This window comes from Mycobacterium canetti CIPT 140010059 (assembly GCF_000253375.1).
GTDB lineage: Bacteria > Actinomycetota > Actinomycetes > Mycobacteriales > Mycobacteriaceae > Mycobacterium > Mycobacterium tuberculosis.
Window position 1 is genome coordinate 3,914,122 of the sequence record NC_015848.1, and the last position, 25,336, is coordinate 3,939,457.

Consider the following 25,336-nt stretch of genomic DNA (forward strand, 5'->3'; position numbering starts at 1 on the left):
CGCCGTCAAGTCCGCACCCAACGTCTCCGCGGTCGCCACGTGGATCGCGTCGAGTGTCTTGGGCCCGCCAGGTGGCACCGTGAGCCACCTCGACTATTCGACGGTGACGGACTTGGCCAAATTTCGCGGCTTGTCGACGTCGTAGCCGCGGGCGCGCGCCACCGAAGCCGCGAACACCTGAAGCGGAATGGTTGATAGCAGCGGCTGCAGAAGCGTTGACACCGCTGGGATTTCGATCAAGTGATCGGCGTAGGGACGCACGGTATCATCGCCCTCCTCGGCGATCACGATGGTCACCGCACCGCGGCTCTGGATCTCTCGGATGTTGGACAGCAGCTTTGCGTGCAACGTGGCCGACCCCTTGGGCGAGGGCATGACCACGATCACCGGCAGGTTGTCCTCGATCAGCGCGATCGGGCCGTGCTTGAGCTCGCCGGCCGCGAAACCCTCGGCGTGCATGTAGGCCAACTCCTTGAGTTTGAGTGCACCCTCAAGCGCCACCGGATAGCCGACATGGCGACCCAGGAACAGCACGGTCGACGACTGGGCGAACCGGTAGGCCAGGCTGGCCACCGGTTCCGTCGTCGCAATCACCCGGGCCACCAGGTCCGGCATCGCTTCCAGTTCGTGGTACTCGCGCTCGACCTCGTCGGGGTATTTGGTGCCGCGGGCCTGCGCCAAGGCAAGGCCGAGCAGATAGTTGGCAGCAATCTGCGCCAGAAACGTTTTTGTAGACGCCACACCGATCTCCGGGCCGGCGCGGGTGTAGAGCACCGCGTCGCACTCGCGCGGGATCTGCGAGCCGTTGGTGTTGCAGATCGCCAGCACCTTGGCTTTCTGCTCCTTGGCGTGTCGGACCGCTTCCAGCGTGTCGGCGGTTTCCCCGGACTGCGAGATCGCCACCACCAAGGTGCTACGGTCCAACACCGGATCCCGATACCGAAACTCGCTGGCGAGTTCCACTTCCACAGGCAGCCGGGTCCAGTGCTCGATCGCGTACTTGGCCAGCAGCCCGGAGTGATATGCGGTACCGCAGGCCACCACGAACACCTTGTCGATCTCGCGCAGTTCCTGGTCGCTCAATCGCTGCTCGTCGAGCACGATCCGGCCACCCACGAAGTGTCCGAGCAGGGTGTCGGCCACCGCGGTGGGCTGTTCGGCGATCTCTTTGAGCATGAAGTACTCGTAGCCGCCCTTTTCGGCGGCGGCCAGATCCCAGTCGATGTGGAAGGGGCGGAAATCGCGCCCAGCTTGTAGGCCATCGTTGCCGTCGAAATCGCTGATCCGGTAGCCGCCGGCGGTGATCACCACCGCCTGGTCCTGGCCGAGCTCGACCGCTTCCCGGGTGTGCTCGATAAACGCGGCCACGTCGGAACCGACGAACATCTCGTTGTCGCCGATGCCCAGCACCAGGGGCGTGGAACGGCGGGCCGCCACGAGGGTGCCGGGGTCGTCGGCATTGGCGAATACGAGCGTGAAATGCCCCTCAAGCCGGCGCAGCACGGCAAGTACGGAGCCGACGAAGTCATCGGCCGTCTCGCCGTGCCGATACGCCCGCGCCACCAGGTGCGCCGCGACCTCGGTATCGGTGTCGCTGGCAAACTCGACACCGGCAGTCTCCAGCTCCCGGCGCAAGACGGCGAAGTTCTCGATGATGCCGTTGTGGACGACGGCGATCTTGCCGGCAGCGTCGCGGTGCGGGTGCGCGTTGCGGTCGGTGGGACGACCGTGGGTGGCCCAGCGGGTGTGGCCCAGGCCGGTAGTACCGGACAGCGCCGTGGACGGCATTTCCGCCACGGCTTCCTCGAGGTTGGCCAGCCGGCCCGCACGCCGGCGCACGGTGAGTGTGCCACCGTCGACCAGCGCGATGCCCGACGAGTCGTAGCCGCGGTACTCCATCCGGCGCAGCGCGTCCATGACGACGACGTAGGCGGGGCGCCGCCCGACGTAACCGACAATTCCGCACACAGCAGACCAGGGTAGTGCAGCATGGTGGTCGGTAGGGCAGTCCCGTCGCCCAACCGACGCTATCGTCGAGTTTGGCCACCGCGCACGAAAGGCCAACACTTGTCCAACCCATATGCCCAGCACCAGCTGAAGCTCATCAGGCACACGGGTGCGCTGATCCTGTGGCAGCAACGCACCTACGTGGTCTCCGGGACGCGCGAGCAATGCGAAGCGGCGTACAAGTCGGCGCAGACCTACAACCTGCTCGTTGGTTGGTGGAGTTTGGTGTCGCTCCTCGCGATGAACTGGATCGCGCTGATTTCCAACTTCAATGCGATTCGGCGGGTGCGAGCCGCCGCCGACGGGGCGTCCGTTCCCCACGGCCCGCACGCCATCGCCCATCCAGCCGTTCCCCGGGGACCCATACCGGCGGGCTGGTATCCAGACCCGTCCGGGGCGGGACTGCGTTACTGGGACGGTGCGACGTGGACCCACTGGACCCATCCGCCACGTCACCGCTAACGTCGACGGGTGCCCCGGATCCGCAAGCTCGTCGCCGCCCTGCACCGCCGGGGACCACACCGTGTTTTGCGCGGTGACCTGGCTTTTGCCGGCCTACCCGGGGTGGTGTACACCCCCGAGGCGGGGCTGCACCTTCCCGGTGTCGCCTTCGGCCACGACTGGCTCACCGGCACCTCTCGCTATTCGGGTCTATTGGAGCATTTGGCGTCATGGGGCATCGTGGCCGCCGCCCCCGACAGCGAGCGCGGACTGGCCCCATCGGTCCTGAATCTGGCCTTCGATCTGGGCGTTGCCCTCGACATCGTGGCCGGTGTCCGCCTTGGGCCTGGAAAAATCAGCGTGCACCCCGCCAAGCTCGGGCTGGTGGGCCATGGTTTCGGTGGCTCGGCTGCCGTGTTCGCCGCCGCCGGCTTGACCGGCACGCACGTCAAGTCCGTGGCGGCGATATTCCCGACGGTGACCAATCCGGCCGCGGAGCAGCCAGCCGCGACCCTAGACGTTCCGGGACTGATTCTGACCGCACCTGGCGATCCGAAGACGCTGACCTCCAACGCCCTCGGGCTATCCCGGGCTTGGGATAAGGCCACCCTACGCATCGTCAGCAAAGCCCGAGCCGGTGGTCTGGTTGAGGGCAGACGACTGACGAAGGTGTTGGGGCTCCCAGGCCCACACCGCCGGACGCAGCGTTCGGTCCGGGCGCTGCTGACCGGGTACCTGTTGTACACGCTCGGCGGCGACAAGACTTATCGCAGGTTCGCCGATCCAGACCTGCAGCTGCCCAAGACGGACCCGATCGACCCTGAAGCGCCGCCGATCACCCCGGGGGAGAAGATCGTGACGCTGTTGAAGTAGCGCGGGACACCCCGGCCCGTCACGGCCCCGCCTGCGGAAGCTCGTCCGCGGCGATCTCACAGGGGGTGGCTCCCTCGGACAGCGCTTCCGGCGAAGGCCCATTCGCCGGTTCCGGCGCACCCGGCGGCGCCGGCGCAGCGACCGGAGGCGGTGGTTCGGCGACCGGAGGCGCGGCAGGCGGCGGTTCGGCGACCGGCGGCAGCGTGGCCTCCTCGGCGACATCCCGGGCACGTTCAGCGGGCACCGATTCGTCGGCGTCGTCGACCTCGTCTGCTTCGTCGGGCTCTGTTGCTTCCTTCGGCTCCGCTGCCTCGTCGGCCTCTTCCGGGTGGGCATCGTCGCCGTCATCAGCGTTGTCGGCCGCGTCTTCGGCGAACGGATCGACGGCACCCGGCGGATTGTCAGCTGCCAACGGATCCCCCAGCTGTTCGGCCACCGAACCCAGCAGGCTATCCACCGCATCGACGATCCGGTTGGCAAGCCCGGCAAGCCCGGCAAACCCGCCCAGACCGCCGGTGCCGCCGGCATCGCCGAAACCACCGGCGCTGCCAACACCCGCCGGCGTCGCGGAACCATCACCTGGCGCCGATCCAAAATCCGACGGCGTCACTGGCCGCGAGGTCACGGCCGGCACCGGATCCGGCGGGGGCAGAGCGGCCGCGGGCGTAATCGCTGCCGTCGCGCTCGGTTGAGCCGGCACCGATGCCGGAGAAGGTTGGCGACCGGGCCCGAGATCGTCCGGAATCTCGAAGTGCGCGCACGGCGCGCTGGCCAGCTGATCGGTGACCGCATCATACGACGCCGCCACATCGGCCGTTGTCGATCGCATCGTGGTCAGCCAGTCGTTGCGAACATCGTCGTCCACGTAGGGCTGTATCTGTTGGCGAACCACTTCGACGGCCGTCGGCCGATCTGCCCCCTCGGTCGTGAGCGCTTCGGCCGCGGCCAACCATGCCGGCCGCTGCGCCAGGGCACGCTCGTCGATCGCAATGGCCGTCGCGACTTTGGAGTCCACCAGCTGCCAGAGGTTGTCGCGCAGCGATTCGCAGCGTTGGGCCGCGGCACGGACTTCGGTGACCACCGAATTTCCAGTCTCACAGTGACGCTGCACAAAGTGCACCGCCGCGTCGGCCCCCGATCCCGTCCATGCCGCTGCCAAGACGGCGACCTGGCTACGCTCCATCCGCAGCGCCTCCATGAGCACACTGGCGGCAGCCCGCAGCTGCGCGCAGTCAGCGTCGAGCGCGTGCAGGTCAAGTCCGTCTTCGCTGCCGTACCAGTCGTGGATCTGGGCAGGGTAGGCGGTCAGGTCGGGATGTTGGTAGCCCACCAGGTGGCAAGCCCGCACGTAGCTTTGCGTGTGCTCGGCTGCGGGCCTGCCCTCGGCGAGACGCTCAGCGACGTTCAACCGGTCAGCCACCCTCACCCGATCCGCGCCGCCGCGCACAGGTCGGCCTCGGCGTAGCGGTTGGCGCCCGCCCGCAACGCAAACGCGATCTGCGCGGCCGCCCGGGACCACACTGACAACTCGCCGGCCAACCGGTCTAGCCTGCAGCGCAACGCATCGCCACGCGAGGCGTGCCCCCGGCCCGCGCAGGCTCCGCCAAAAGCCAGCCTCGTCAGGTGATTGCCGATGGCGTCATCGATGAGTTCGGCGGCGGCGTTGAACCGGTCGGCAACCGCGTATACCGCTGCTATGTCTATGCCGGCGCTGTTTGCGCTATCGGGTCTCATGCCTATTCGGACGCCCCGCGCCGCGTCGGGGTTCCAGCATTTCCGGTTCAGCGCGCGGTGCTCACCGCGTCGGCGACCGTGGCCGCCAGCCGCTGGGCGACGCCCTCGTCGGCTGCCTCCACCATCACCCGAATCATCGGCTCAGTTCCGGACGGGCGCAAGAGGATTCGACCCGTCTCACCCAGCTCGGCCGCGGCCTGCTCGACCGCCGTTCGGACCGAGGGCGCCGCGGCGGCGGTGGCCTTGTCGACAACCTCGACGTTGATCAGCACCTGCGGCAACGTCCGCATCGCCGACGCCAGGTCGGACAACGACGAGCCGGTCTGCACCATGCGGGTCATCAACCGCAGCCCGGTGACGATGCCGTCACCGGTGGAGCCCAGCGCCGGCATGACGATGTGGCCGGATTGTTCGCCTCCGAGGCTGTAGTCACCGGCCCGCAGCTCTTCGAGGACGTAGCGGTCACCGACGGCGGTTGTGCGCACGGTGACGCCGGCCGAGCGCATGGCCAGGTGCAGCCCGAGGTTACTCATCACGGTGGCCACCAATGTGTTGCAGGCCAACTCACCGGCCTCTTTCATTGCCAGCGCCAGCACCACCATGATGGCGTCACCGTCGACGAGGTCACCGTTGGCGTCGACGGCCAGGCACCGATCGGCGTCTCCATCATGGGCCAGGCCCAGGTCGGCCCGATGGGCGAGCACCGCTGCCCGCAGCGGGTCAAGGTGAGTCGATCCACAGCCGTCGTTGATGTTGCGTCCGTTGGGTTCGGCGTTGATCGCGATAACCCGGGCACCGGCCGCTCGGTAGGCGCGCGGAGCCGCCGACGACGCGGCCCCATGAGCGCAGTCGACCACCACGGCCAGGTCATCGAGCCGGGCGGTGGCGGCCTTGGCCACGTGGCGCAGGTAGCGTTCGGTCGCATCCTCGGCGTCGATTACGCGGCCAATCCCCGCTCCGGCCGGCCGCAACCCGGGTCCGCGGGAGACGCCGAGGACCAGATCCTCGATCTGATCCTCGGTGTCGTCATCTAATTTGTGGCCGCCGGGCCCGAAGATTTTGATGCCGTTATCGGGCATCGGGTTATGCGACGCCGAGATCATCACCCCGAAGTCGGCGTCGTAGGCGCCGGTCAGATAGGCCACCGCGGGGGTCGGCAACACCCCGACCCGCAGCGCGTCGACGCCCTCACTGGTCAGGCCGGCGATCACGGCGGCCTCCAGCATCTCGCCGCTGGCCCGCGGATCGCGGCCAAGCACCGCGACTCGCCGACCCGGTGCGCCCGACCTCGACAATCGTCGCGCCGCCGCGGCGCCCAGTGCCAGGGCCAGTTCCGCGGTCAACTCGCGATTGGCGACACCGCGCACACCATCGGTGCCAAACAGTCGACCCATACGGACAACCTTTCACAGTTGACGGCTGCGCACATATCCACTCTTGGCAGCGAATATGCCTGTTGGTTCACCGACACGCCGACGAGCGCACACAAACATGCACGCTTGTCGCCCGAAAGTGATGTCAGCGCTTGCTGTACTGGGGCGCCTTGCGGGCCTTCTTCAGGCCGTACTTCTTGCGCTCGGTGGCACGTGGATCACGGGTCAAGAAGCCGGCCTTCTTCAGCGCGGGCCGGTCCTCCGGCGATACCAGAATCAATGCCCGGGCGATACCCAGGCGCAGCGCGCCGGCCTGACCCGACGGGCCGCCGCCGCCCAGGTGGGCAAAGATGTCGAAACTTTCCACCCGATCCACGGTGACCAGGGGTGCCTTGATCAACTGCTGGTGCACCTTGTTTGGGAAGTAGTCCTCCAAGCTGCGGCCGTTGAGGTCGAACTTGCCGGTGCCGGGCACCAGCCGCACTCGTACCACGGCCTCCTTGCGGCGCCCAACGGTCTGGATGGGCCGCTCCAACACGAACGATTGTGCGGGCCCGGCCGGGGCCGCCGGGGTTTGCGGGGCTGGGGTGGTTTCGGTCATTGCGCCACCTGCTTGAGCTCGTACGGAACCGGCTGCTGAGCGCTGTGTGGATGCTCCGGGCCGGCGTAGACGCGAAGCTTGCGCTGGATCTGGCGGCTGAGCCTGTTCTTGGGCAACATGCCGAGGATCGCCTTTTCCACCACGCGGTCGGGGTGGCGTTGCATTAGCTCACCGATGGTGCGCTTGTGCAGGCCACCGGGATACCCCGAGTGCCGGTAAACCATCTTGTGCTGCAGTTTGTCGCCGCTGATGGCGACCTTGTCGGCGTTGATCACGATGACGAAGTCACCGCCATCGACATTGGGGGCGAACGTCGGCTTGTGCTTGCCGCGCAGCAGGTTGGCCGCCGCGACGGCAAGGCGGCCAAGCACCACGTCCGTGGCGTCGATGACGTACCACGATCGCGTGGTGTCACCCGCCTTGGGCGCGTACGTGGGCACAGCGCTTACCTTCTTTTCTCTCGGGTGGATCCCGGGGCGCCCCGGGCGCCGGTCAGGCGTGAACGGCGGGTTGGTCTCGGCGACCGACATTGACCCGAGGTCCCGGCGTACCGCACGCCAACCGAGCAGCTTACCGACGAGCATCCACGCAGGTCAAAATGACTGTGTGGTCGCGACGGCTCTCCCCCGTCGGGACCACACAGGGGTCTGTTGCTCGCTCCGGGGCCCGGAACTAGCGTGCCCAAGCGCCAGCCGCCCGCCGGTCGGCATGCGCCACGTCGTCGGCACCGTGGCGAACCGCGTTTCCCAAGTCGATCAGGATCTCGTTGAGCGCGCTGGCCGCCTGGTGCCACTTGAGTTGCTCCGCGTGGTAGGCGGCGGCCGCTTCCCGCGTCCAGAGCTGCTGCAACGGCGCGATCTGCGACCTCAGCTCTTGCAGCGCAGCGTTGAAACGGGCCGCGGTGGTGTGGATCTCCTGACGAACGGAGTATTCGATGGCGTCAAAGTTGTACGACAACACGGGGTCTGTGTTCATAGTCGAGGCTGATCCTCGGTCTATAGATCGCCGCCGGCGGCGGCGATGTGGCGGGCATGGATTTGGCCGGCTTCCCGCAGCGCGGCCTCGTTGTGGCGGATGGTGTCGGCGATCGCGTGCAGGACGTGGTAGAGCCGCGTCGACTCGGCGTTCCAGCGATCCACCACATCCTGGAACCGAGCGGCCGCGAGCCCACCCCACACCGACGGCGGCACACCGCTCATGCGGCCGATGAATGCCTGCAGCATCGCACGGATTTCCTCATTGCGGGCGTCCGTGATACCCGCAACCGAACGCATCAGGTCAAAGTCGGCGTTCAGCGTGTTCGGTGTGCTCACATCAAGTAGGACCGCCGCCAACCTCGTCTGGTTCCCTCCGATCCTTCCCGGTTCAACCAACGGCGTGGACGGACCGTACGGCTTGCGCACACACCTCCCTGAGGAGGTCTTCATGGCCGGGCCCGCTCTGGCAGCCGACGCTGATCCGGACCGCTCCGTCGAGCAGAATCGTCCACCGCACCTGATGCCCGGCGCGAACCTCTCGATAGGTCACCGCGGGCCGGCCGGCTCTGATATCGGAGGGGTTGAAGTCGACGAATACCCCGGCCGGTGACGCGTCGATCGCCCGCTTCAACCGCTGCGCGGTGCCAGGCAGCGTCTCACCGGGAACCGGTGATTGTGTGACGTGCAACGCCACCTCGGGATCGGCCGGTGAAGTGACCTGTACCCGCGCCGAACCGGGACCGGAGACCACCCGCTGCGTGGACCAGTCCGCCGGAATCGTCAGCGCCACCCGGCCCTCTACCAGAAGCGTAGTCGGTGGTCTTTGCAAGGTTGTCGCACCGTGGCGGACCACGGCAGCCGGCGCCAGTAACGCCAAGGCGACACCGGCGGCCGCAACCCGGGCAAGTGTCGGGACCCGAGAGCGGGTGGCAGGCCGCGCCGCCGGATCGGCGGGCTCGTCGGAAGGCGGCAGGGCGGCCCTGGCCAACCGCGCCAGCCGCACGCCGTCGATCTCGACCACGCTGCTACCGGTACCCCGCACCGCACCGGCGATTGCCGCCGCGAGCGCTGCCGCCCCGGCGACCGTACTGGGCACGTCGATCAGCACCACCGCGGTAATACCCCGCGTCATCCGCGCAATGACACTGCCTACCTGGCCGGCAACGGACTCGGCGTCCGTGCGGCGGGCCACCGCGGCGACCTCGGCGCCGGCCACCAACACCAGTCGCTCCGCGATCTCCACCACCACCGTTACGGCCGAAACCCCCGAGGACGCCTGCCTCAGCAGCCACGACCGCGGGTGCACGACGACATCGCGGGTCAGCGTGCGTGCGGCTGCGGTGACCACCTCGACCCGAGCCGCCGACCACCACGACGGGTGCACGACGACCGGGCCGTCACGGTGGTCGACGGCCACCGATCGCAGGGCGTCGAACCACAGCGAATCCACGGCGACTGGCCGTTCGTCCAGCAGCGCTACCTGGTCGTCGATCGCCGCCAGCGCGGCCGCAGACACTGCGGTGTCCGCGACTACGTCTGTGCCACAACACAATCGGCGGATGGCACCCGGACCCGCCTCGATCACCGCGCGATGTGGGCTCACGGGGGTGGGCTCCAGGCGACTTGAACCAGTTGCTCGTCACCGGCACCGGTGACCAGGATGCCCCGGCCCGGTGGCAGCGGCATCGGGCGGCTCGACCCGAACAGTGCGCCTTCATCCGGACGTCCGCTCATCAGCAGTGCCCGGCAGCCCAGGTCACGCAGGCTGGCAAGCACCGGCTCGAACAGCGCCCGAGCAGCACCCCCGCTGCGCCGCGCCACCACCAGGTGTAAACCGAGATCTCTTGCGTGCGGCAAATATTCGAGCAAGACCATCAGCGGGTTGCCCGATGAGACCGCAACCAGGTCATAGTCGTCGACCACGACATAGATATCCGGACCCGACCACCAGGACCTGGCTCGCAGCTGCGCCTGGCTCACATCCGGGGCGGGCATCCGCGCCTGGAGCAGGTCGACCAGACTCGACAGCTTGGCGCCCAGCGCCGCCGGCGAGCTGACGTAGCCGCCCATATGTTCCGACTCGATGACGTCGAGCAGGGTGCGCCGGAAGTCGACGATGAGAAGTTGGGCTCGCGCGGCGGTATGGGTCCGGACGATCTCGCGGCACAGGGTCCGCAACGCGGCCGTCTTTCCGCACTCGTTGTCGCCCAGCACCAGCAGGTGCGGGTGGCGTCCGAAATCGACGGCCACCGGCTGGCCTCGACGTTCCTCGAGGCCGAGCAAGATGTGCGCACCGAGTTCGTCGCCGGCTCGGGCCACGACGCTGTCGTAGTCCACACGCGCGGGCAGTAGCGGTATCGGGGGCGCCACCGGATCACCACTTCGGCGTCGTAGCGCAACTCCATCCAGGTCGGGCAGGGCGATCACCATGTGCATCCCGTCGCGGGAGAGGCCACGGCCCGGTCTGTCGACCGGCACCCGTTGCGCCTGCCTACGGTCCAATTCGGAATCCGCGGGATCCGCCAGCCGTAACTCGATTCGACTGCCGATCTGATCCCGCAGCGACGGCCTGATCTCCGCCCACCGTGCTGCCGATAGCGCCACATGTACGCCGAATGAAAGCCCTTGAGCTGCCAGGGCAACGATCGACTCCTCAAGGGCCGCGAACTCCTGGCGTAGGCTTGCCCAGCCGTCGATGACAAGAAATATGTCCGCAAAAGACTCAGCGGCCGACTTTGCTCGCAGCTGGCGGTACCGCGCCACCGAGTCGATGCCGTGGTCGCGGAAGAATGCCTCCCGAAATCGCACGGCCGACTCCAGTTCGGCGAGCATCCGCGATGCCAGCTGCGGCTGCGCCCTGCCGGCCACGGCACCCACATGCGGCAGTTCGCCCACCTGGGCCAGCGCCCCGCCGCCGAAGTCCAAACAATAGAACTGCACCCGGCCCGCATCGTGGGTAGCAGCCAACGCCATGATCAGCGTCCGCAGCGCGGTTGACTTGCCCGTTTGCGGTGCACCTACGACCGCGACATTGCCTGCGGCCCCGGACAAGTCGATCGTCAGCGGCACCCGTGACTGCTCGAACGGCCGATCGACAATGCCGATGGGTACGGCCAGCTCGGCCTGCGCCGGCTCAGCGTCACGCAGTAGGGCGCCCAGCATCGGTGGCTCGTCCAGCGGCGGTAGCCAGACTTGATGCGCAGCCGGTCCATGACCGGCCAGCCGGTCGAGCACCGCATGCAAGACGGTAGGCGTGGGCACCTCGGCTGTCCCGCCGACGGAACCGGCTGTGACCGGCGCCGCAGCGTGCGTGGTGAACGGTCGCACCGACGGCGCGGTTACCGGGTGGACCGCCGAGGGACTCTCCCGTCGAAGCGGCCCGGAAACGAACGCGGTCTGAAATCGGATCAGCTCTCCGGTTCCCGTTTGCAGCAAGCCCGCACCGGGGGTGTTGGGCAGTTGATATGCGTCCTGCGTCCCGAGCACGTTGCGTGATTCACTGGCGGACAACGTTTTCAAGCACATGCGATAGGACAGATGGGTTTCCAGTCCACGCAGTCGGCCCTCGTCGAGCCGCTGACTGGCCAGCAGCAAATGCATGCCCAGCGACCGGCCCACCCGACCGATCGCGAGGAACACGTCGGCGAATTCGGGATGTTGGCTCAGCAATTCGGAAAACTCGTCGACGACGATGAACAGGATCGGCAGGCAGGGAAGTTGCGCACCCGTTTGGCGTGCCCGCTGATAAGCCGTGACACTGACGAAGTTGCCTGCCGTCCTCAGCAGCTGTTGCCGGCGGCTCATCTCGCCGGCCAATGCGTCTTGCATCCGTGCGACCAGCGGTGCTTCCTCGGCAAGGTTGGTGATGACCGCGGCTACATGTGGGGCTCCCGCAAGGTCGAGAAATGTTGCACCACCCTTGAAGTCGACCAGAAGGAGATTGAGGACTTCGGGCGAATTGCGTGCCATCATCCCCAGCGCGATGGTACGCAGCAGCTCCGATTTGCCTGATCCGGTGGCGCCGACGCACAGCCCGTGTGGACCCATGCCCTGTTCCGCGGCTTCCTTGATGTCTAGCTGCACGGCGGTACCGTCGGGGGTGACTCCGATCGGGACACGGAGCCGATCATGATGGTTTACGTTGCGCCACAACGTGCTCGGATCGAAAGCGGCCACATCGCCGATGCCGACCAGTTCCGCCCAACCCGAGCCACGGCTGAACGTGCGACCCGAGTGCCCGACCCCGTGAGCGGCCAGCCGACGGGCGCATACCAGCGCGTCTTGAGGCTCCAGCTGGTCCGGGCACGCTAGCGCTGTCACTTCGCCCGCACATCTGACCACCGGCGGTGCACCGTCTCGTCTGGCGCCCACCTCGATCGTGATCACGCCGGTGGTCGCGCCGTTGCCACGTTCGTCCGTGTCGACGATCGCAACAACGTGGGCCAATACCGTTGCGGCTAGCGCATTTTGCATCTCTGCCAGGGTCGAGTACACCATCGGGGCCGGCCCCACGGCATCACAGGCATTCGGATGTTGGTTGTGCGGCAGCCATTTCAGCCAATCCCAGTGCGCGCGGTTGCGGTCACTGACCACGCCGGCGATCAGCAACTCCTCCGGTGAGTGCCATACGGCCAGCTGGCAGACCATCGCCCGCAGCAGCCCGCGGACCTTGGTCGGGTCACCGTCGATGGCGATCGGACCGCCGACCCGCAAGGGGATCGCGATGGGCGCATCCGCAATGGTCGCGTGTGCGGCAAGGAAACAGCGCAGCGCGGCGCGGGTGACCGGATCCGCACGCTGCGCCGGCGGAAGCTGCCCGACCACCAAGCGGGTGGCCAGCGGTGCAGATCCAACTCCGACACGGATGCGACAGAAGTCGGCAGCACCCGGTCGACGCTCCCACATTCGCGGACCACCGATCAATGTCCACAAGGTGGCAGGATCGGGATGCGTCCAGTTCAGTGATACGTGTTGTGCTGCAGCCGTTTGGGTGACAGATGTGCGCAAGACACTCAGGTACCCGAGGTAGTCGACACGGTCGTCGTGGATACCGGAGACATGCCGCCGGCCGCGTCCGGTTACCGCAGTCACCACCAACGAGACCAGCATCATCATCGGGAAGGCCAGAAACGTGGGGTGGCGCGTCGCCGGCGAGCCCGGGAAGAACACCGTCACCATGACACCCACGGTCGCCACCGACATGACGACCGGGAGCAGGCGAATCAGCAGGCTGGACGGTTCCGACCGCCGCAACTCGGGCGGTGGGGCAACCAGGATGTCCGCAGTCGCGCACGCCGGCCCTGAATTCATGCTGGGCGACGGTATGCAGCGCGAGAATCCGCCGCAAGTCGCTTGTGGACAACCGAATACCGGGCGATCGAGAACCGGCTACCGTTCCGGTGATCCGAGAATAAAGGGGGAGAATGCCTACGTCTGATCCGGGACTGCGCCGGGTCACCGTACATGCCGGCGCCCAGGCCGTCGACCTGACCTTGCCCGCCGCGGTGCCCGTCGCGACTCTGATCCCGTCGATCGTCGACATCCTGGGTGACCGTGGCGCCAGCCCGGCGACGGCGGCGCGCTACCAGCTGTCTGCCCTGGGGGCGCCAGCTCTGCCAAACGCAACGACATTGGCGCAATGCGGTATCCGCGACGGCGCCGTCCTGGTCTTGCATAAGTCCAGCGCCCAGCCGCCCACCCCCCGCTGTGACGATGTGGCCGAAGCGGTGGCGGCGGCGCTTGACACCACAGCCCGGCCCCAATGCCAGCGCACGACCCGGCTCAGCGGTGCGCTGGCGGCAAGCTGCATCACCGCCGGCGGCGGCCTGATGCTGGTTCGAAACGCCCTCGGCACCAACGTAACCCGCCACTCCGACACCACGGCCGGAGTCGTAGCGGCGGCCGGCTTGGCTGCCTTGCTGTTTGCGGTGATTGCATGCCGGACATATCGGGACCCGATCGCCGGCCTCACGTTGAGCGTTATCGCCACCATATTCGGTGCTGTTGCCGGCCTACTGGCGGTGCCCGGGGTCCCCGGTGTCCATAGCGTGCTAGTTGCCGCGATGGCGGCGGCCGCCACGTCGGTGCTGGCAATGCGCGTAACGGGTTGTGGGGGTATCACGTTGACCGCGGTGGCGTGCTGCGCGGTAGTCGTCGCGGCCGCCGCGCTGGTCGGCGCGATCACTGCGGCTCCGGTGCCTGCCATCGGTTCGCTGGCCACGCTGGCATCCTTTGGCCTGTTAGAGGTATCCGCGCGGATGGCAGTCCTGTTGGCGGGGTTGTCGCCACGACTGCCGCCCGCGCTGAACCCCGACGACACCGATGCCCTGCCCACCACGGATCGCCTGACCACCCGAGCGAACCGTGCAGATGCTTGGTTGACGAGCCTGCTGGCGGCCTTCGCGGCCTCGGCGACCATCGGTGCCATCGGAACCGCCGTGGCAACCCACGGCATCCACAGGTCCAGCATGGGCGGTATCGCGTTGGCCGCCGTCACCGGTGCGCTGCTGCTGCTACGAGCACGTTCAGCAGACACCAGAAGGTCACTGGTGTTTGCCATCTGTGGAATCACCACCGTTGCAACGGCATTTACCGTCGCCGCGGATCGGGCTCTGGAACACGGGCCGTGGATCGCCGCGCTGACCGCGATGCTGGCCGCCGTGGCAATGTTTTTGGGCTTCGTCGCTCCCGCGTTGTCGCTCTCGCCCGTCACGTACCGCACCATCGAATTGCTGGAGTGTCTGGCGCTGATCGCAATGGTTCCATTGACCGCTTGGCTATGCGGCGCCTACAGCGCCGTTCGCCACCTCGACCTGACATGGACATGACCACGTCCCGTACCCTGCGCCTGCTGGTGGTATCAGCGCTCGCGACGCTGTCTGGGTTGGGAACGCCGGTTGCCCACGCGGTTTCGCCGCCGCCGATCGACGAAAGATGGCTACCCGAATCTGCGCTGCCGGCACCGCCGCGGCCGACCGTACAACGCGAGGTATGCACCGAGGTCACCGCCGAATCGGGACGGGCTTTCGGCCGGGCCGAGCCACCCGCTCAACTCGCTGACCTCGACCAGGTCTGGCGACTCACCCGCGGCGCCGGCCAACGGGTCGCGGTCATCGACACCGGCGTTGCGCGCCATCGACGGTTGCCCAAGGTGGTTGCCGGCGGTGACTATGTCTTCACCGGGGACGGCACCGCGGATTGCGATGCACACGGCACGCTGGTGGCCGGAATTATCGCGGCCGCACCGGATGCGCAAAGCGACAATTTCAGCGGGGTGGCACCCGATGTCACCTTGATCAGCATTCGCCAGTCCAGCAGCAAGTTCGCACCGGTCGGCGACCCGTCTAGCACAGGTGTTGGTGACGTCGACACCATGGCGAAGGCCGTGCGGACGGCCGCCGACCTCGGCGCGTCGGTGATCAACATCTCGTCGATTGCCTGCGTTCCGGCCGCGGCTGCGCCGGACGACCGCGCGCTAGGTGCCGCTTTGGCCTATGCGGTCGATGTCAAGAACGCCGTCATCGTGGCCGCGGCCGGCAATACCGGCGGCGCCGCGCAGTGTCCGCCGCAGGCCCCTGGGGTAACCCGGGACAGCGTCACGGTTGCGGTGAGTCCGGCCTGGTACGACGACTACGTGCTGACCGTAGGTTCGGTGAACGCCCAAGGCGAACCCTCGGCATTCACTCTCGCCGGCCCCTGGGTGGATGTCGCCGCCACCGGCGAGGCGGTGACCTCGCTCGGCCCGTTCGGTGACGGGACCGTGAACAGGCTTGGCGGACAGCATGGTTCGACGCCGATATCCGGAACCAGTTATGCGGCGCCGGTCGTCAGCGGCCTGGCCGCCCTGATCCGGGCCCGCTTTCCGACGTGGACCGCACGGCAGGTGATGCAGCGCATCGAATCCACCGCGCATCACCCACCCGCCGGATGGGATCCGCTCGTCGGCAACGGCACGGTCGATGCCCTGGCTGCGGTCAGCAGCGACTCGATTCCGCAGGCCGGCAGCGCAACGAGCGACCCCGCGCCGGTGGCGGTGCCGGTCCCTAGGCGGTCAACGCCCGGCCCATCGGATCGCCGCGCCCTCCACACCGCCTTTGCTGGTGCCGCGATCTGCCTGCTCGCGCTGATGGCAACCCTGGCCACCGCCAGCCGCCGGCTACGGCCCGGGCGCAACGGTATCGCGGGCGACTGACGCGTTGGCTCTACTCAGCTCCGGTCCGGACGGCAGTGTCGCCAACACCGGCCACGGCGCCGGGATGGCAGCCGTCGGCAGACCGAGGTCGTGTGCCACGTCGTCGTCGTGGATCGCGAACCGCACCCCGGTGTCGGTGACCAGGTAGCGCGTGCCGGTGCCGCCGCCGGACAGACTGCGCGCGGCTACGTAGGCGCTGCGTCCCGGCGGCAGGTACACCGCGTCCAGTGCGGGGCCGCGACCGTCGGCTTGTGCCAGTGTCACCGGAACCCCTCCGAAGGGCACCGGCGGGCCGCTGCCCGCCAAGAACGCGACGCGAGCAACACCCGGCTGCGCGGGCGTCCAGGTCACGCACAACGTGGTGACCGCCCTTCCCGGCGAGCTGTCCACCGGTGTTGGCGGCCGGTCGGGAAAGGCCGACACCGGCAAGGTGTTCACGATCGGAGCGACGCGAATCACATCGGGGGCCACCGTCGGGACGTTGACGCTGCCCTGCGAATCGCCGAACCGCAACAAATCCGCGGCGACCTGGCCGATGCGCTGCACGCCGTCCTCCAGCACCGCGTAATACTCATCACCGCTCGCGCGAGTGATGCGCACCACACTGCCGACCAGGAACCCGGGCAGCCCGACCGAGGCCCGCCCGCCGCCACGAATCCGGGGAGCCGTGATGCGCGGTGCCTCCGGGACGGCGTTGAGCAACGATTGCGCGACCACGTGCGGGACCCGGCCCTGCAGCCGCAGCGCCCACACCACCGCCGGGTCGGCCAGATCCACCACGGCCCGCCGACCGCCGTAGAGCAGATAGGTGGGCGAACCTGATTCGGTCGCCACCAGGATCATCTGTTCGGCGGTCAGCACCTGCGCCGACGAGTCTTCGGCGGGCCCGACGACGACAGTCGTTGATCCGCCATTGTCGCTATCGCAGATCGCCCACGCCGATTCGGCGCCGGCTAGCGGCTGGTCAAGCAGCTGCGGCGCACCTGGAATACCGAGCAGTGGACCGCGTTTGGTGTGCCCCAATTCGGACTCGGACACCGGTTGCGGGTTGGCGTTCGTCGCCGCGATCAACCGCGCCGAAGCCAGGTTCAACACCGGATGCCAGACATCGTCCACTCGCACGTAGAGTGCCCCGGATTCCCGACCCATCACGATCGGCGCCTGACCGAGCGCCGACTGTGGCCGCAGCAGCGCAACGAATGTGCATCCCATCGCGGCGACGATCGCCAGCACGCACCCGAGGGCCAGCGATGTTGTGCGCGCGCGCAGTGCTCCGGTCGCTGCGCAGACATCCCCGAACAGCAACGCGCACTCGATGCGCCGCAGCAGAAATCGGTACCCGCTGACGTGCAGCCAGGTCGTCGCTGGGCTCGGCACTGGCTCTCCCACGGTGGCACGCTGATTTCTCCCCACGGTAGGCGTTGCGGCGCATGTTCTTCACCATCTATCCACAGCTACCGACATTTGCTCCGGCTGGATCGCGGGTAAAATTCCGTCGTGAACAATCGACCCATCCGCCTGCTGACATCCGGCAGGGCTGGCTTGGGTGCGGGCGCATTGATCACCGCCGTCGTCCTGCTCATCGCCTTGGGCGCTGTTCGGACGCCGGTTGCCTTCGCCGATGGATGCCCGGACGCCGAAGTCACGTTCGCCCGCGGCACCGGCGAGCCGCCCGGAATAGGGCGCGTTGGCCAGGCGTTCGTCGACTCGCTGCGCCAGCAGACTGGCATGGAGATCGGGGTATACCCGGTGAATTACGCCGCCAGCCGCCTACAGCTGCACGGGGGAGACGGCGCCAACGACGCCATATCGCACATTAAGTCCATGGCGTCGTCATGCCCGAACACCAAGCTGGTCTTGGGCGGCTATTCGCAGGGCGCAACCGTGATCGATATCGTGGCCGGGGTTCCGTTGGGCGGCATCAGCTTTGGCAGTCCGCTACCTGCGGCATACGCAGACAACGTCGCAGCGGTCGCGGTCTTCGGCAATCCGTCCAACCGCGCCGGCGGATCGCTGTCGAGCCTGAGCCCGCTATTCGGTTCCAAGGCGATTGACCTGTGCAATCCCACCGATCCGATCTGCCATGTGGGCCCCGGCAACGAATTCAGCGGACACATCGACGGCTACATACCCACCTACACCACCCAGGCGGCTAGTTTCGTCGTGCAGAGGCTCCGCGCCGGGTCGGTGCCACATCTGCCTGGATCCGTCCCGCAGCTGCCCGGGTCTGTCCTTCAGATGCCCGGCACTGCCGCACCGGCTCCCGAATCGCTGCACGGTCGCTGACGCTTTGTCAGTAAGCCCATAAAATCGCGTCATGAGGTTCATCGGGGTGATCCCACGCCCGCAGCCGCATTCGGGCCGCTGGCGAGCCGGTGCCGCACGCCGCCTCACCAGCCTGGTGGCCGCCGCCTTTGCGGCGGCCACACTGTTGCTTACCCCCGCGCTGGCACCACCGGCATCGGCGGGCTGCCCGGATGCCGAGGTGGTGTTCGCCCGCGGAACCGGCGAACCACCTGGCCTCGGTCGGGTAGGCCAAGCTTTCGTCAGTTCATTGCGCCAGCAGACCAACAAGAGCATCGGGACATACGGAGTCAACTACCCGGCCAACGGTGATTTTTTGGCCGCCGCTGACGGCGCGAACGACGCCAGCGACCACATTCAGCAGATGGCCAGCGCGTGCCGGGCCACGAGGTTGGTGCTCGGCGGCTACTCCCAGGGTGCGGCCGTGATCGACATCGTCACCGCCGCACCACTGCCCGGCCTCGGGTTCACGCAGCCGTTGCCGCCCGCAGCGGACGATCACATCGCCGCGATCGCCCTGTTCGGGAATCCCTCGGGCCGCGCTGGCGGGCTGATGAGCGCCCTGACCCCTCAATTCGGGTCCAAGACCATCAACCTCTGCAACAACGGCGACCCGATTTGTTCGGACGGCAACCGGTGGCGAGCGCACCTAGGCTACGTGCCCGGGATGACCAACCAGGCGGCGCGTTTCGTCGCGAGCAGGATCTAACGCGAGCCGCCCCATGGATTCCGGCTAAGCAACGGCTGCGCCGCCGCCCGGCCACGAGTGACCGCCGCCGACTGGCACACCGCTTACCACGGCCTTATGCTGGCGCCGGACCCCGCCCGCCAGGCGCGCCGCCCGTCAACGCAGCCGAATGCGCATTTGTCCGCCGAATGCGCCGCGATGAACCGCAATCATTTCACCGGAAGGGAAGTGTGCGGACACGCTAACCGGACGCTCGGGCTAACTTCGACCGCTATTGCGCTGAGGAGGGTTGATGCCGGGCGTCATAACAAACAGCGAAAGCCCAACCGCAGCCGACCACGACAGAGTTACGGCCACCAGAGAGACGCTGGAGGATTACACACTGCGGTTGGCTCCGCGCAGCTATCGCAGGTGGCCCCCGGCGGTGGTGGGAATCTCCGCTCTCGGCGGCATCGCCTACCTGGCGGACTTCGCGATCGGCGCCAATGTCGGCATCACGTGGGGTACCGCGAACGCGCTGTGCGGAATCGCAATCTTCGCACTGGTGGTCTTCGTCACCGGCTTGCCGCTGGCCTACTACGCGGCGCGGTACAACATCGACCTGGATCTGATTACCCGCGGTAGCGGTTTCGGCTACTACGGCTCGGTGGTCACCAACGTCATCTTTGCCACGTTCACGTTCATCTTCTTTGCCCTGGAGGGCTCGATCATGGCTCAGGGCCTTAAGCTAGGCCTGCACATTCCGCTGTGGGCGGGTTACGCGTGCTCGACCCTGATCATCTTCCCGCTGGTGGTCTACGGGATGAAAGTTTTGTCACAGCTGCAACTTTGGACCACCCCGCTCTGGCTGATCCTGATGGCGGCCCCATTTGGCTACCTGGTGGTCAGCCATCCCGATTCGATTGGACAGTTTTTCTCCTACGCCGGCAAGGATGGTCGTGGCGGCCTTAGCTTCGGTTCTGTCCTGTTGGCGGCGGGCGTGTGCCTGTCGCTCATCGCTCAAATCGCCGAGCAGATCGACTACCTGCGCTTTATGCCGCCACGGACGCCGGAGAACGCGAACAGGTGGTGGACGTGGACGCTGCTGGCCGGTCCCGGCTGGGTTGCATTTGGAGCGACCAAACAGATCATCGGCCTGTTCTTGGCGGTCTATCTGATGGCCAACATCCCCGGTTCGTCGGCAATCGCCAACCAGCCGGTGCACCAATTCATGCAGATATACCGCACCTTCGTACCGGGCTGGCTGGCGTTGACACTCGCCGTCATCCTGGTGGTCTTGAGCCAGATCAAGATCAACGTCACGAACGCGTATTCGGGCTCGCTGGCGTGGACCAATTCATTCACACGGCTCACCAAGCACTATCCCGGGCGGGTCGTGTTTCTTGGGGTTAACCTCGCGATTGCGTTGATTCTCATGGAAGCCAACATGTTTGACTTCCTGAACACGATCCTGGGTTGCTACGCCAATTGCGGTATGGCCTGGGTGGTGGCGGTGGCGTCGGACATCGGCTTCAACAAGTATCTGCTCGGCCTGTCGCCGAAGACTCCCGAATTCCGCCGCGGCATGCTATACGCCATCAACCCGGTCGGCTTCGGGTCGTTGCTGCTGGCCGCAGGGCTGTCGATCGTCACCTTCTTCGGCGGTCTGGGTGCGGCACTGCAGCCTTATTCACCATTGGTGGCAATCGTCACCGCGTTGGTAATGCCGCCCATTCTGGCAGCCGCGACCAAAGGCAAGTACTACCTTCGCCGCACGCACGACGGTATCGATCTGCCCATGTACGACGAGCACGGCAATCCCTCGGCCGCGGTGTTGACTTGCCATGTCTGCCACCAGGATTTCGAGCGGCCCGACATGCTGGCCTGCCAGACCCATGGTGCGCATGTCTGTTCGCTGTGCTTGTCCACGGACAAGCAGGCCGAGCATGTGCTTCCTGGGTTAGCCCGAGCGCACATCCCGGGTGACCAAGTTCCGTGACGCGAGCTGGTCATCGGGCGGATAGTCCACCTGGATCAACGTCAACCCGTGCGCCGGCGCGACCGCGAAGTCGCTGGATCGTCCTGTCGCGGTGAGCAGCTCACGACACCAAGTTGTCGCGCGACGGTGCTCGCCGACCGCCAGTAGCGCCCCCACCAACGACCGCACCATCGACCAACAGAACGCGTCGGCGGTGACGTGCGCGGTGACCAGGGTGCCGGCACGCGACCAGTCCAGCCGCTGCAGATCACGAATCGTGGTGGCGCCCTCGCGATGACGGCAGAACGCCGCGAAGTCGTGCAGCCCCATCAAATCTCGCGACGCGGCCGTCATCGCATCCAGATCAAGCTCGCGTGGCCAAGCGGTGATGTAGCGCGCCTGCTGCGGCTCGACACCGTAGGGTGCTGTCGACAGCCGGTACACGTAATGCCGCCGCAGCGCCGAGAATCTGGCGTCGAAACCCGCTGGTGCGCGCGTGATATCGAGGATTCGAACGTCGGCGGGCAGAAATCGACCCAGCCTCCGCAACAGCGGCAGGAATTCCGGATCACCGACGTGGCCGGCGCGCGGGTAAGCGTTCGGCAAGGCATCGGCGGGCACGTCAACGTGGGCGACCTGGCCGCTGGCGTGCACGCCCGCATCAGTGCGTCCGGCCGCCCGCAGCCGCACCGGGGTGCGGAAGATGGTAGTCAGCGCCGCATCGAGATCGCCCGCGACCGTGCGCTGCCCCACTTGTGCAGCCCAGCCCGCGAAATCGGTTCCGTCGTAGGCGATATCGAGCCGAAGACGGACAACGCCGCTAATTCTCGGGGGCCTCTGCGGGGGGCTCTTCGGGGGCCTTCGCGTCAGGCTCACTGGCGCCGACCACGTCACCCTCCTCGGCAGGCTTGGCCTCGGACTCCTCGGTCGGCATGGCCGCCGCCTTCTTGGCCTTCGCCTGCGCGGCAGCTACCCGGCGTGCTCGATTGGCCTCCGAGGTCACCGTCTTCTCCCGGACCAGTTCGATCACGGCCATCGGAGCGTTGTCGCCCTTACGTGCCTCGATTTTGATGATACGGGTGTAGCCACCATCGCGGTCGGCGAAGAACGGTCCGATCTCGGCGAACAAGGTATGCACCACATCCTTGTCACGGAGCTTCTTGAGCACCTCGCGCCGGTTGTGCAACGCGCCTTTTTTGGCATGCGTGATCAGCTTCTCCGCGTACGGACGCAGCGCCCGGGCCTTCGGCTCGGTCGTCGTGATCCGCCCATGCTCGAACAGGGACGTGGCGAGGTTGGCCAAGATCGCCTTCTGATGTGAAGACGACCCGCCGAGGCGAGGGCCCTTGGTGGGCTTGGGCATAGCTGACGCTCCTGTCTGGATTAGAGGCAGTCTAAAGCTGTTCGGTTTCGGCGTAGTCCTGCTCGTCGTACGCGCCCTCGGTCGACCAGGTGCCGGTGGCGACGTCGTAGCCCGCGACCTCCGAGGGGTCGAAGCTCGGCGGGCTGTCCTTGAGTGACAGGCCCAGCTGGTGCAGCTTGATCTTCACCTCGTCGATGGACTTCTGACCGAAGTTACGGATGTCAAGCAGGTCGGATTCGGTGCGCGCCACCAGTTCGCCCACGGTGTGCACCCCCTCGCGCTTGAGGCAGTTGTAGGACCGCACCGTCAGATCCAGGTCGTCGATCGGCAGGGCGAATGACGCAATGTGATCGGCCTCGGCCGGCGACGGCCCGATCTCGATGCCTTCGGCCTCGACGTTGAGTTCCCGTGCCAGGCCGAACAACTCGACCAGCGTCTTGCCAGCCGACGCCAGCGCGTCGCGCGGGCTGATTGAATTCTTGGTCTCCACGTCCAGGATCAGCTTGTCGAAGTCGGTGCGCTGCTCGACCCGGGTGGCGTCCACCTTGTAGGTCACTTTGAGCACCGGCGAGTAGATGGAATCGACTGGAATGCGCCCAATTTCGGCACCCGAAGCCCGGTTTTGCACCGCCGGGACATAGCCGCGGCCACGCTCGACGACGAGCTCGACTTCCAGCTTGCCCTTATCGTTCAGCGTGGCGATGTGCATGCCGGGGTTGTGCACGGTGACGCCGGCCGGCGGCACGATGTCGCCGGCGGTAACCTCACCCGGACCCTGCTTGCGTAGGTACATGGTGACCGGCTCGTCCTCCTCCGAGGACACCACCAGGCTCTTGAGATTCAGGATGATCTCGGTGACATCTTCTTTGACCCCGGGCACCGTGGTGAATTCGTGCAGTACACCATCGATGCGAATGCTGGTGACGGCCGCTCCGGGAATCGACGACAGCAGGGTGCGACGCAGCGAATTGCCCAGGGTGTAGCCGAATCCCGGCTCCAGCGGTTCGATCACGAACTGGGATCGGTTGTCGGTGAGGACGTCCTCGGACAGGGTGGGGCGCTGTGAGATCAGCATGGTGTTTCTTCTTCTCCTTCTCGGCACCCGCTATTTGATGCCGTCGGGGGTACTCGGGGGGCGCGTCTGGTTGGCCCCCCGAGGGTTGGGTTGGGGGGTACTCGGGGGGCGGCGCCCCCCGAGGGTTGGGTTTACTTTGAGTAGTACTCGACGATCAGCTGCTCGGTGAGTGGGACGTCGATCTGCGCGCGCTCGGGTAGCTGGTGGATCAGGACGCGTTGCCGCTCCCCCACCACTTGCAGCCAGCTCGGGATCGGACGCTCGCCCGCCGTCTCCCGGGCAATCTGGAACGGCACCGTGTTCAGGGACTTGTCCCGCACGTCGACGATGTCGTACTGCGACACCCGGTAACTGGGGACGTTGACGTGCACGCCGTTGACGTTGAAATGCCCGTGGCTGACCAGCTGGCGAGCCATCCGCCGGGTGCGCGCCAGCCCGGCACGGTAGATGACGTTGTCCAGCCGGCTTTCCAGGATCTTCAGCAGTTCTTCACCCGTCTTGCCGGGCTGCCGCACGGCCTCTTCGTAGTAGCGGCGGAACTGCTTTTCCATTACGCCGTATGTGAAACGGGCCTTCTGCTTCTCCTGCAGCTGAAGCAGATATTCGCTTTCCTTGATCCGCGCGCGACCGTGTTGGCCGGGCGGGTAGGGACGCTTCTCGAAGGCCTGGTCGCCACCGACGAGGTCGGTGCGCAACCGCCGTGATTTGCGGGTGACGGGTCCGGTGTAACGAGCCATCTTCTCTCCTAGACGCGCCGGCGCTTGGGGGGCCGGACACCGTTATGCGGCTGGGGGGTGACATCCGAGATCGCGCCCACCTCCAGGCCGGCGGCCTGCAGCGACCGGATCGCGGTCTCGCGGCCCGAGCCCGGGCCCTTGACGAACACGTCGACCTTGCGCACCCCGTGGTCTTGGGCCTTGCGAGCGGCGTTCTCCGCGGCCAGCTGGGCCGCAAACGGGGTCGATTTCCGGGAACCCTTGAAGCCGACGTGCCCCGACGATGCCCAGGCAATGACGTTGCCTTGCGGGTCGGTGATGGTCACGATCGTGTTGTTGAACGTGCTCTTGATGTGGGCGGCGCCGTGCGGGACGTTCTTCTTCTCCCGCCGGCGGGTCTTCTGGCCCTTCCTAGCCGACGTTGCCGGCCCTTTTTTTGCTGGGGGCATCGGTTACCTAGCCTTCTTCTTGCCTGCGATGGTGCGCTTGGGGCCTTTGCGGGTCCGCGCGTTGGTTTTTGTCCGCTGGCCGCGTACCGGCATACCGCGGCGGTGCCGCAACCCCTGATAGCAGCCAATCTCGATCTTGCGACGGATGTCGGCCTGTACCTCGCGGCGCAGGTCACCCTCCACCTTCAGGTTCGCTTCGATGTAGTCGCGCAGGTGGATCAGCTGTTCTTCGGTGAGATCCCTGGTGCGCAGATCCCGGTCAATGCCGGTGGCCGCCAGGATTTCGTTCGAGCGGGTACGGCCGATGCCAAAGATGTAGGTCAGGGCGACCTCCATCCGCTTATCGCGCGGCAGGTCGACGCCGACGAGTCGAGCCATAGGTGGCGTTTCCTCTTCCTCTGCGGAGGTATGGTCCCAGTCCGTTCCCTGCCCAAAAAAGCTCTTTGGGTGTGGGGCCCGGCCTCCGTCCGGGCGTGAATGAGCTGGCCCATCTCCATCGATGCCAGCCGCTCATTGGTGCTGGGGGTCTGCATTTAGTTGTCGGGGCGGCCGGCTCCTCCTCGGACCACTACGCGGCCCGCATCGTC

24 protein-coding genes are annotated in these 25,336 nt (G+C 66.7%); 7 read left to right on the forward strand and 17 right to left on the reverse strand.

What is annotated here, in order from left to right; translation table 11 throughout:
* Positions 1 to 93 precede the first annotated feature (93 nt).
* The gene (gene glmS / locus MCAN_RS18155; RefSeq protein WP_014001742.1) at positions 94 to 1,968 is read right to left on the reverse strand and encodes a glutamine--fructose-6-phosphate transaminase (isomerizing); all 1,875 of its coding nucleotides are present in this window, start codon (positions 1,966 to 1,968) and stop codon (positions 94 to 96) included.
* 24 nt (positions 1,969 to 1,992) lie between these two features.
* On the opposite strand from glmS, the gene MCAN_RS18160 reads away from it, so the two are divergent.
* The gene (locus MCAN_RS18160; RefSeq protein ID WP_003900057.1) at positions 1,993 to 2,469 is read left to right on the forward strand and encodes a DUF2510 domain-containing protein; all 477 of its coding nucleotides are present in this window, start codon (positions 1,993 to 1,995) and stop codon (positions 2,467 to 2,469) included.
* A gap of 9 nt (positions 2,470 to 2,478) precedes the next feature.
* A complete protein-coding gene (locus MCAN_RS18165) occupies positions 2,479 to 3,321 on the forward strand; it encodes a dienelactone hydrolase family protein (RefSeq protein ID WP_003418298.1) in 843 nt (280 codons plus the stop codon).
* A gap of 19 nt (positions 3,322 to 3,340) precedes the next feature.
* Here the strand turns inward: MCAN_RS18165 and MCAN_RS18170 are convergent, their stop codons facing one another.
* From MCAN_RS18170 to eccC4, 9 genes are all read right to left on the reverse strand, one after another.
* Positions 3,341 to 4,741 (reverse strand): hypothetical protein, encoded by a 1,401-nt coding sequence (locus tag MCAN_RS18170; RefSeq protein WP_014001743.1) that lies wholly within the window; start codon positions 4,739 to 4,741, stop codon positions 3,341 to 3,343.
* A 2-nt stretch (positions 4,742 to 4,743) separates the two neighbouring features.
* Entirely contained in the window at positions 4,744 to 5,055 is a 312-nt protein-coding gene (locus MCAN_RS18175; RefSeq protein WP_014001744.1) for a hypothetical protein, read from the reverse strand.
* A 47-nt stretch (positions 5,056 to 5,102) separates the two neighbouring features.
* Positions 5,103 to 6,449, reverse strand: a complete 1,347-nt coding sequence (gene glmM / locus MCAN_RS18180; protein ID WP_014001745.1) for a phosphoglucosamine mutase — start codon at positions 6,447 to 6,449, stop codon at positions 5,103 to 5,105.
* Positions 6,450 to 6,573: 124 nt separating this feature from the next.
* Positions 6,574 to 7,029, reverse strand: coding sequence for a 30S ribosomal protein S9 (gene rpsI, locus MCAN_RS18185; RefSeq protein ID WP_003418308.1), 456 nt, complete (start codon positions 7,027 to 7,029; stop codon positions 6,574 to 6,576).
* Positions 7,026 to 7,469, reverse strand: coding sequence for a 50S ribosomal protein L13 (gene rplM / locus MCAN_RS18190; RefSeq protein WP_003418312.1), 444 nt, complete (start codon positions 7,467 to 7,469; stop codon positions 7,026 to 7,028). The genes rpsI and rplM overlap by 4 nt, the downstream gene beginning before the upstream one ends.
* Positions 7,470 to 7,701: 232 nt before the next feature.
* Positions 7,702 to 8,004 (reverse strand): WXG100 family type VII secretion target, encoded by a 303-nt coding sequence (locus MCAN_RS18195; protein WP_014001746.1) that lies wholly within the window; start codon positions 8,002 to 8,004, stop codon positions 7,702 to 7,704.
* 20 nt (positions 8,005 to 8,024) lie between these two features.
* Positions 8,025 to 8,342 carry a type VII secretion system ESX-4 protein EsxU gene (gene esxU, locus MCAN_RS18200; RefSeq protein ID WP_003900060.1) on the reverse strand — a complete coding sequence of 106 codons (318 nt, stop codon included), beginning with the start codon at positions 8,340 to 8,342 and terminating at the stop codon, positions 8,025 to 8,027.
* Between the two features lie 52 nt (positions 8,343 to 8,394).
* Positions 8,395 to 9,609, reverse strand: coding sequence for a type VII secretion-associated protein (locus tag MCAN_RS18205; RefSeq protein ID WP_014001747.1), 1,215 nt, complete (start codon positions 9,607 to 9,609; stop codon positions 8,395 to 8,397).
* A complete protein-coding gene (gene eccC4, locus MCAN_RS18210) occupies positions 9,606 to 13,316 on the reverse strand; it encodes a type VII secretion system ESX-4 FtsK/SpoIIIE family ATPase EccC4 (RefSeq protein ID WP_014001748.1) in 3,711 nt (1,236 codons plus the stop codon). The genes MCAN_RS18205 and eccC4 overlap by 4 nt, the downstream gene beginning before the upstream one ends.
* A gap of 113 nt (positions 13,317 to 13,429) precedes the next feature.
* Here eccC4 and eccD4 point away from each other — a divergent pair, with 113 nt between their 5' ends.
* Together eccD4 and mycP4 are read left to right on the forward strand one after the other, a co-directional pair.
* A complete protein-coding gene (eccD4, locus tag MCAN_RS18215) occupies positions 13,430 to 14,833 on the forward strand; it encodes a type VII secretion system ESX-4 subunit EccD4 (RefSeq protein ID WP_014001749.1) in 1,404 nt (467 codons plus the stop codon).
* Entirely contained in the window at positions 14,830 to 16,197 is a 1,368-nt protein-coding gene (gene mycP4, locus MCAN_RS18220; protein WP_014001750.1) for a type VII secretion system ESX-4 serine protease mycosin MycP4, read from the forward strand. The genes eccD4 and mycP4 overlap by 4 nt, the downstream gene beginning before the upstream one ends.
* Here mycP4 and eccB4 read toward each other — a convergent pair.
* The gene (eccB4, locus tag MCAN_RS18225) at positions 16,162 to 17,574 is read right to left on the reverse strand and encodes a type VII secretion system ESX-4 subunit EccB4 (RefSeq protein WP_014001751.1); all 1,413 of its coding nucleotides are present in this window, start codon (positions 17,572 to 17,574) and stop codon (positions 16,162 to 16,164) included. The two genes, mycP4 and eccB4, sit on opposite strands and share 36 nt — an antisense overlap.
* Positions 17,575 to 17,694: 120 nt before the next feature.
* Here eccB4 and MCAN_RS18230 point away from each other — a divergent pair, with 120 nt between their 5' ends.
* The 3 genes from MCAN_RS18230 to MCAN_RS18240 all read left to right on the forward strand — a co-directional run bounded on the left by MCAN_RS18230 (position 17,695) and on the right by MCAN_RS18240 (position 21,167).
* A complete protein-coding gene (locus MCAN_RS18230) occupies positions 17,695 to 18,483 on the forward strand; it encodes a cutinase family protein (RefSeq protein ID WP_014001752.1) in 789 nt (262 codons plus the stop codon).
* Between the two features lie 46 nt (positions 18,484 to 18,529).
* Positions 18,530 to 19,210, forward strand: coding sequence for a cutinase Cut4 (cut4, locus tag MCAN_RS18235; protein ID WP_003418339.1), 681 nt, complete (start codon positions 18,530 to 18,532; stop codon positions 19,208 to 19,210).
* A 271-nt stretch (positions 19,211 to 19,481) separates the two neighbouring features.
* Positions 19,482 to 21,167, forward strand: a complete 1,686-nt coding sequence (locus tag MCAN_RS18240) for a purine-cytosine permease family protein (RefSeq protein WP_041180158.1) — start codon at positions 19,482 to 19,484, stop codon at positions 21,165 to 21,167.
* Here MCAN_RS18240 and truA read toward each other — a convergent pair.
* From truA to rpsM, 6 genes are all read right to left on the reverse strand, one after another.
* Positions 21,129 to 22,022, reverse strand: a complete 894-nt coding sequence (gene truA / locus MCAN_RS18245; RefSeq protein ID WP_003418344.1) for a tRNA pseudouridine(38-40) synthase TruA — start codon at positions 22,020 to 22,022, stop codon at positions 21,129 to 21,131. The two genes, MCAN_RS18240 and truA, sit on opposite strands and share 39 nt — an antisense overlap.
* Positions 21,967 to 22,509, reverse strand: coding sequence for a 50S ribosomal protein L17 (rplQ, locus tag MCAN_RS18250; protein WP_003418346.1), 543 nt, complete (start codon positions 22,507 to 22,509; stop codon positions 21,967 to 21,969). Before rplQ ends, truA begins: the two co-directional genes overlap by 56 nt.
* A 31-nt stretch (positions 22,510 to 22,540) precedes the next feature.
* A complete protein-coding gene (locus MCAN_RS18255) occupies positions 22,541 to 23,584 on the reverse strand; it encodes a DNA-directed RNA polymerase subunit alpha (RefSeq protein ID WP_003418351.1) in 1,044 nt (347 codons plus the stop codon).
* Positions 23,585 to 23,715: 131 nt separating this feature from the next.
* Complete coding sequence (gene rpsD, locus MCAN_RS18260; RefSeq protein WP_003418354.1) at positions 23,716 to 24,321, reverse strand: 30S ribosomal protein S4; 606 nt, start codon at positions 24,319 to 24,321, stop codon at positions 23,716 to 23,718.
* A gap of 8 nt (positions 24,322 to 24,329) precedes the next feature.
* Entirely contained in the window at positions 24,330 to 24,749 is a 420-nt protein-coding gene (gene rpsK / locus MCAN_RS18265; RefSeq protein WP_003900064.1) for a 30S ribosomal protein S11, read from the reverse strand.
* A gap of 3 nt (positions 24,750 to 24,752) precedes the next feature.
* On the reverse strand, positions 24,753 to 25,127 hold the full coding sequence (gene rpsM, locus MCAN_RS18270; protein WP_003418360.1) for a 30S ribosomal protein S13: 375 nt from the start codon (positions 25,125 to 25,127) through the stop codon (positions 24,753 to 24,755).
* Positions 25,128 to 25,336 lie beyond the last annotated feature (209 nt).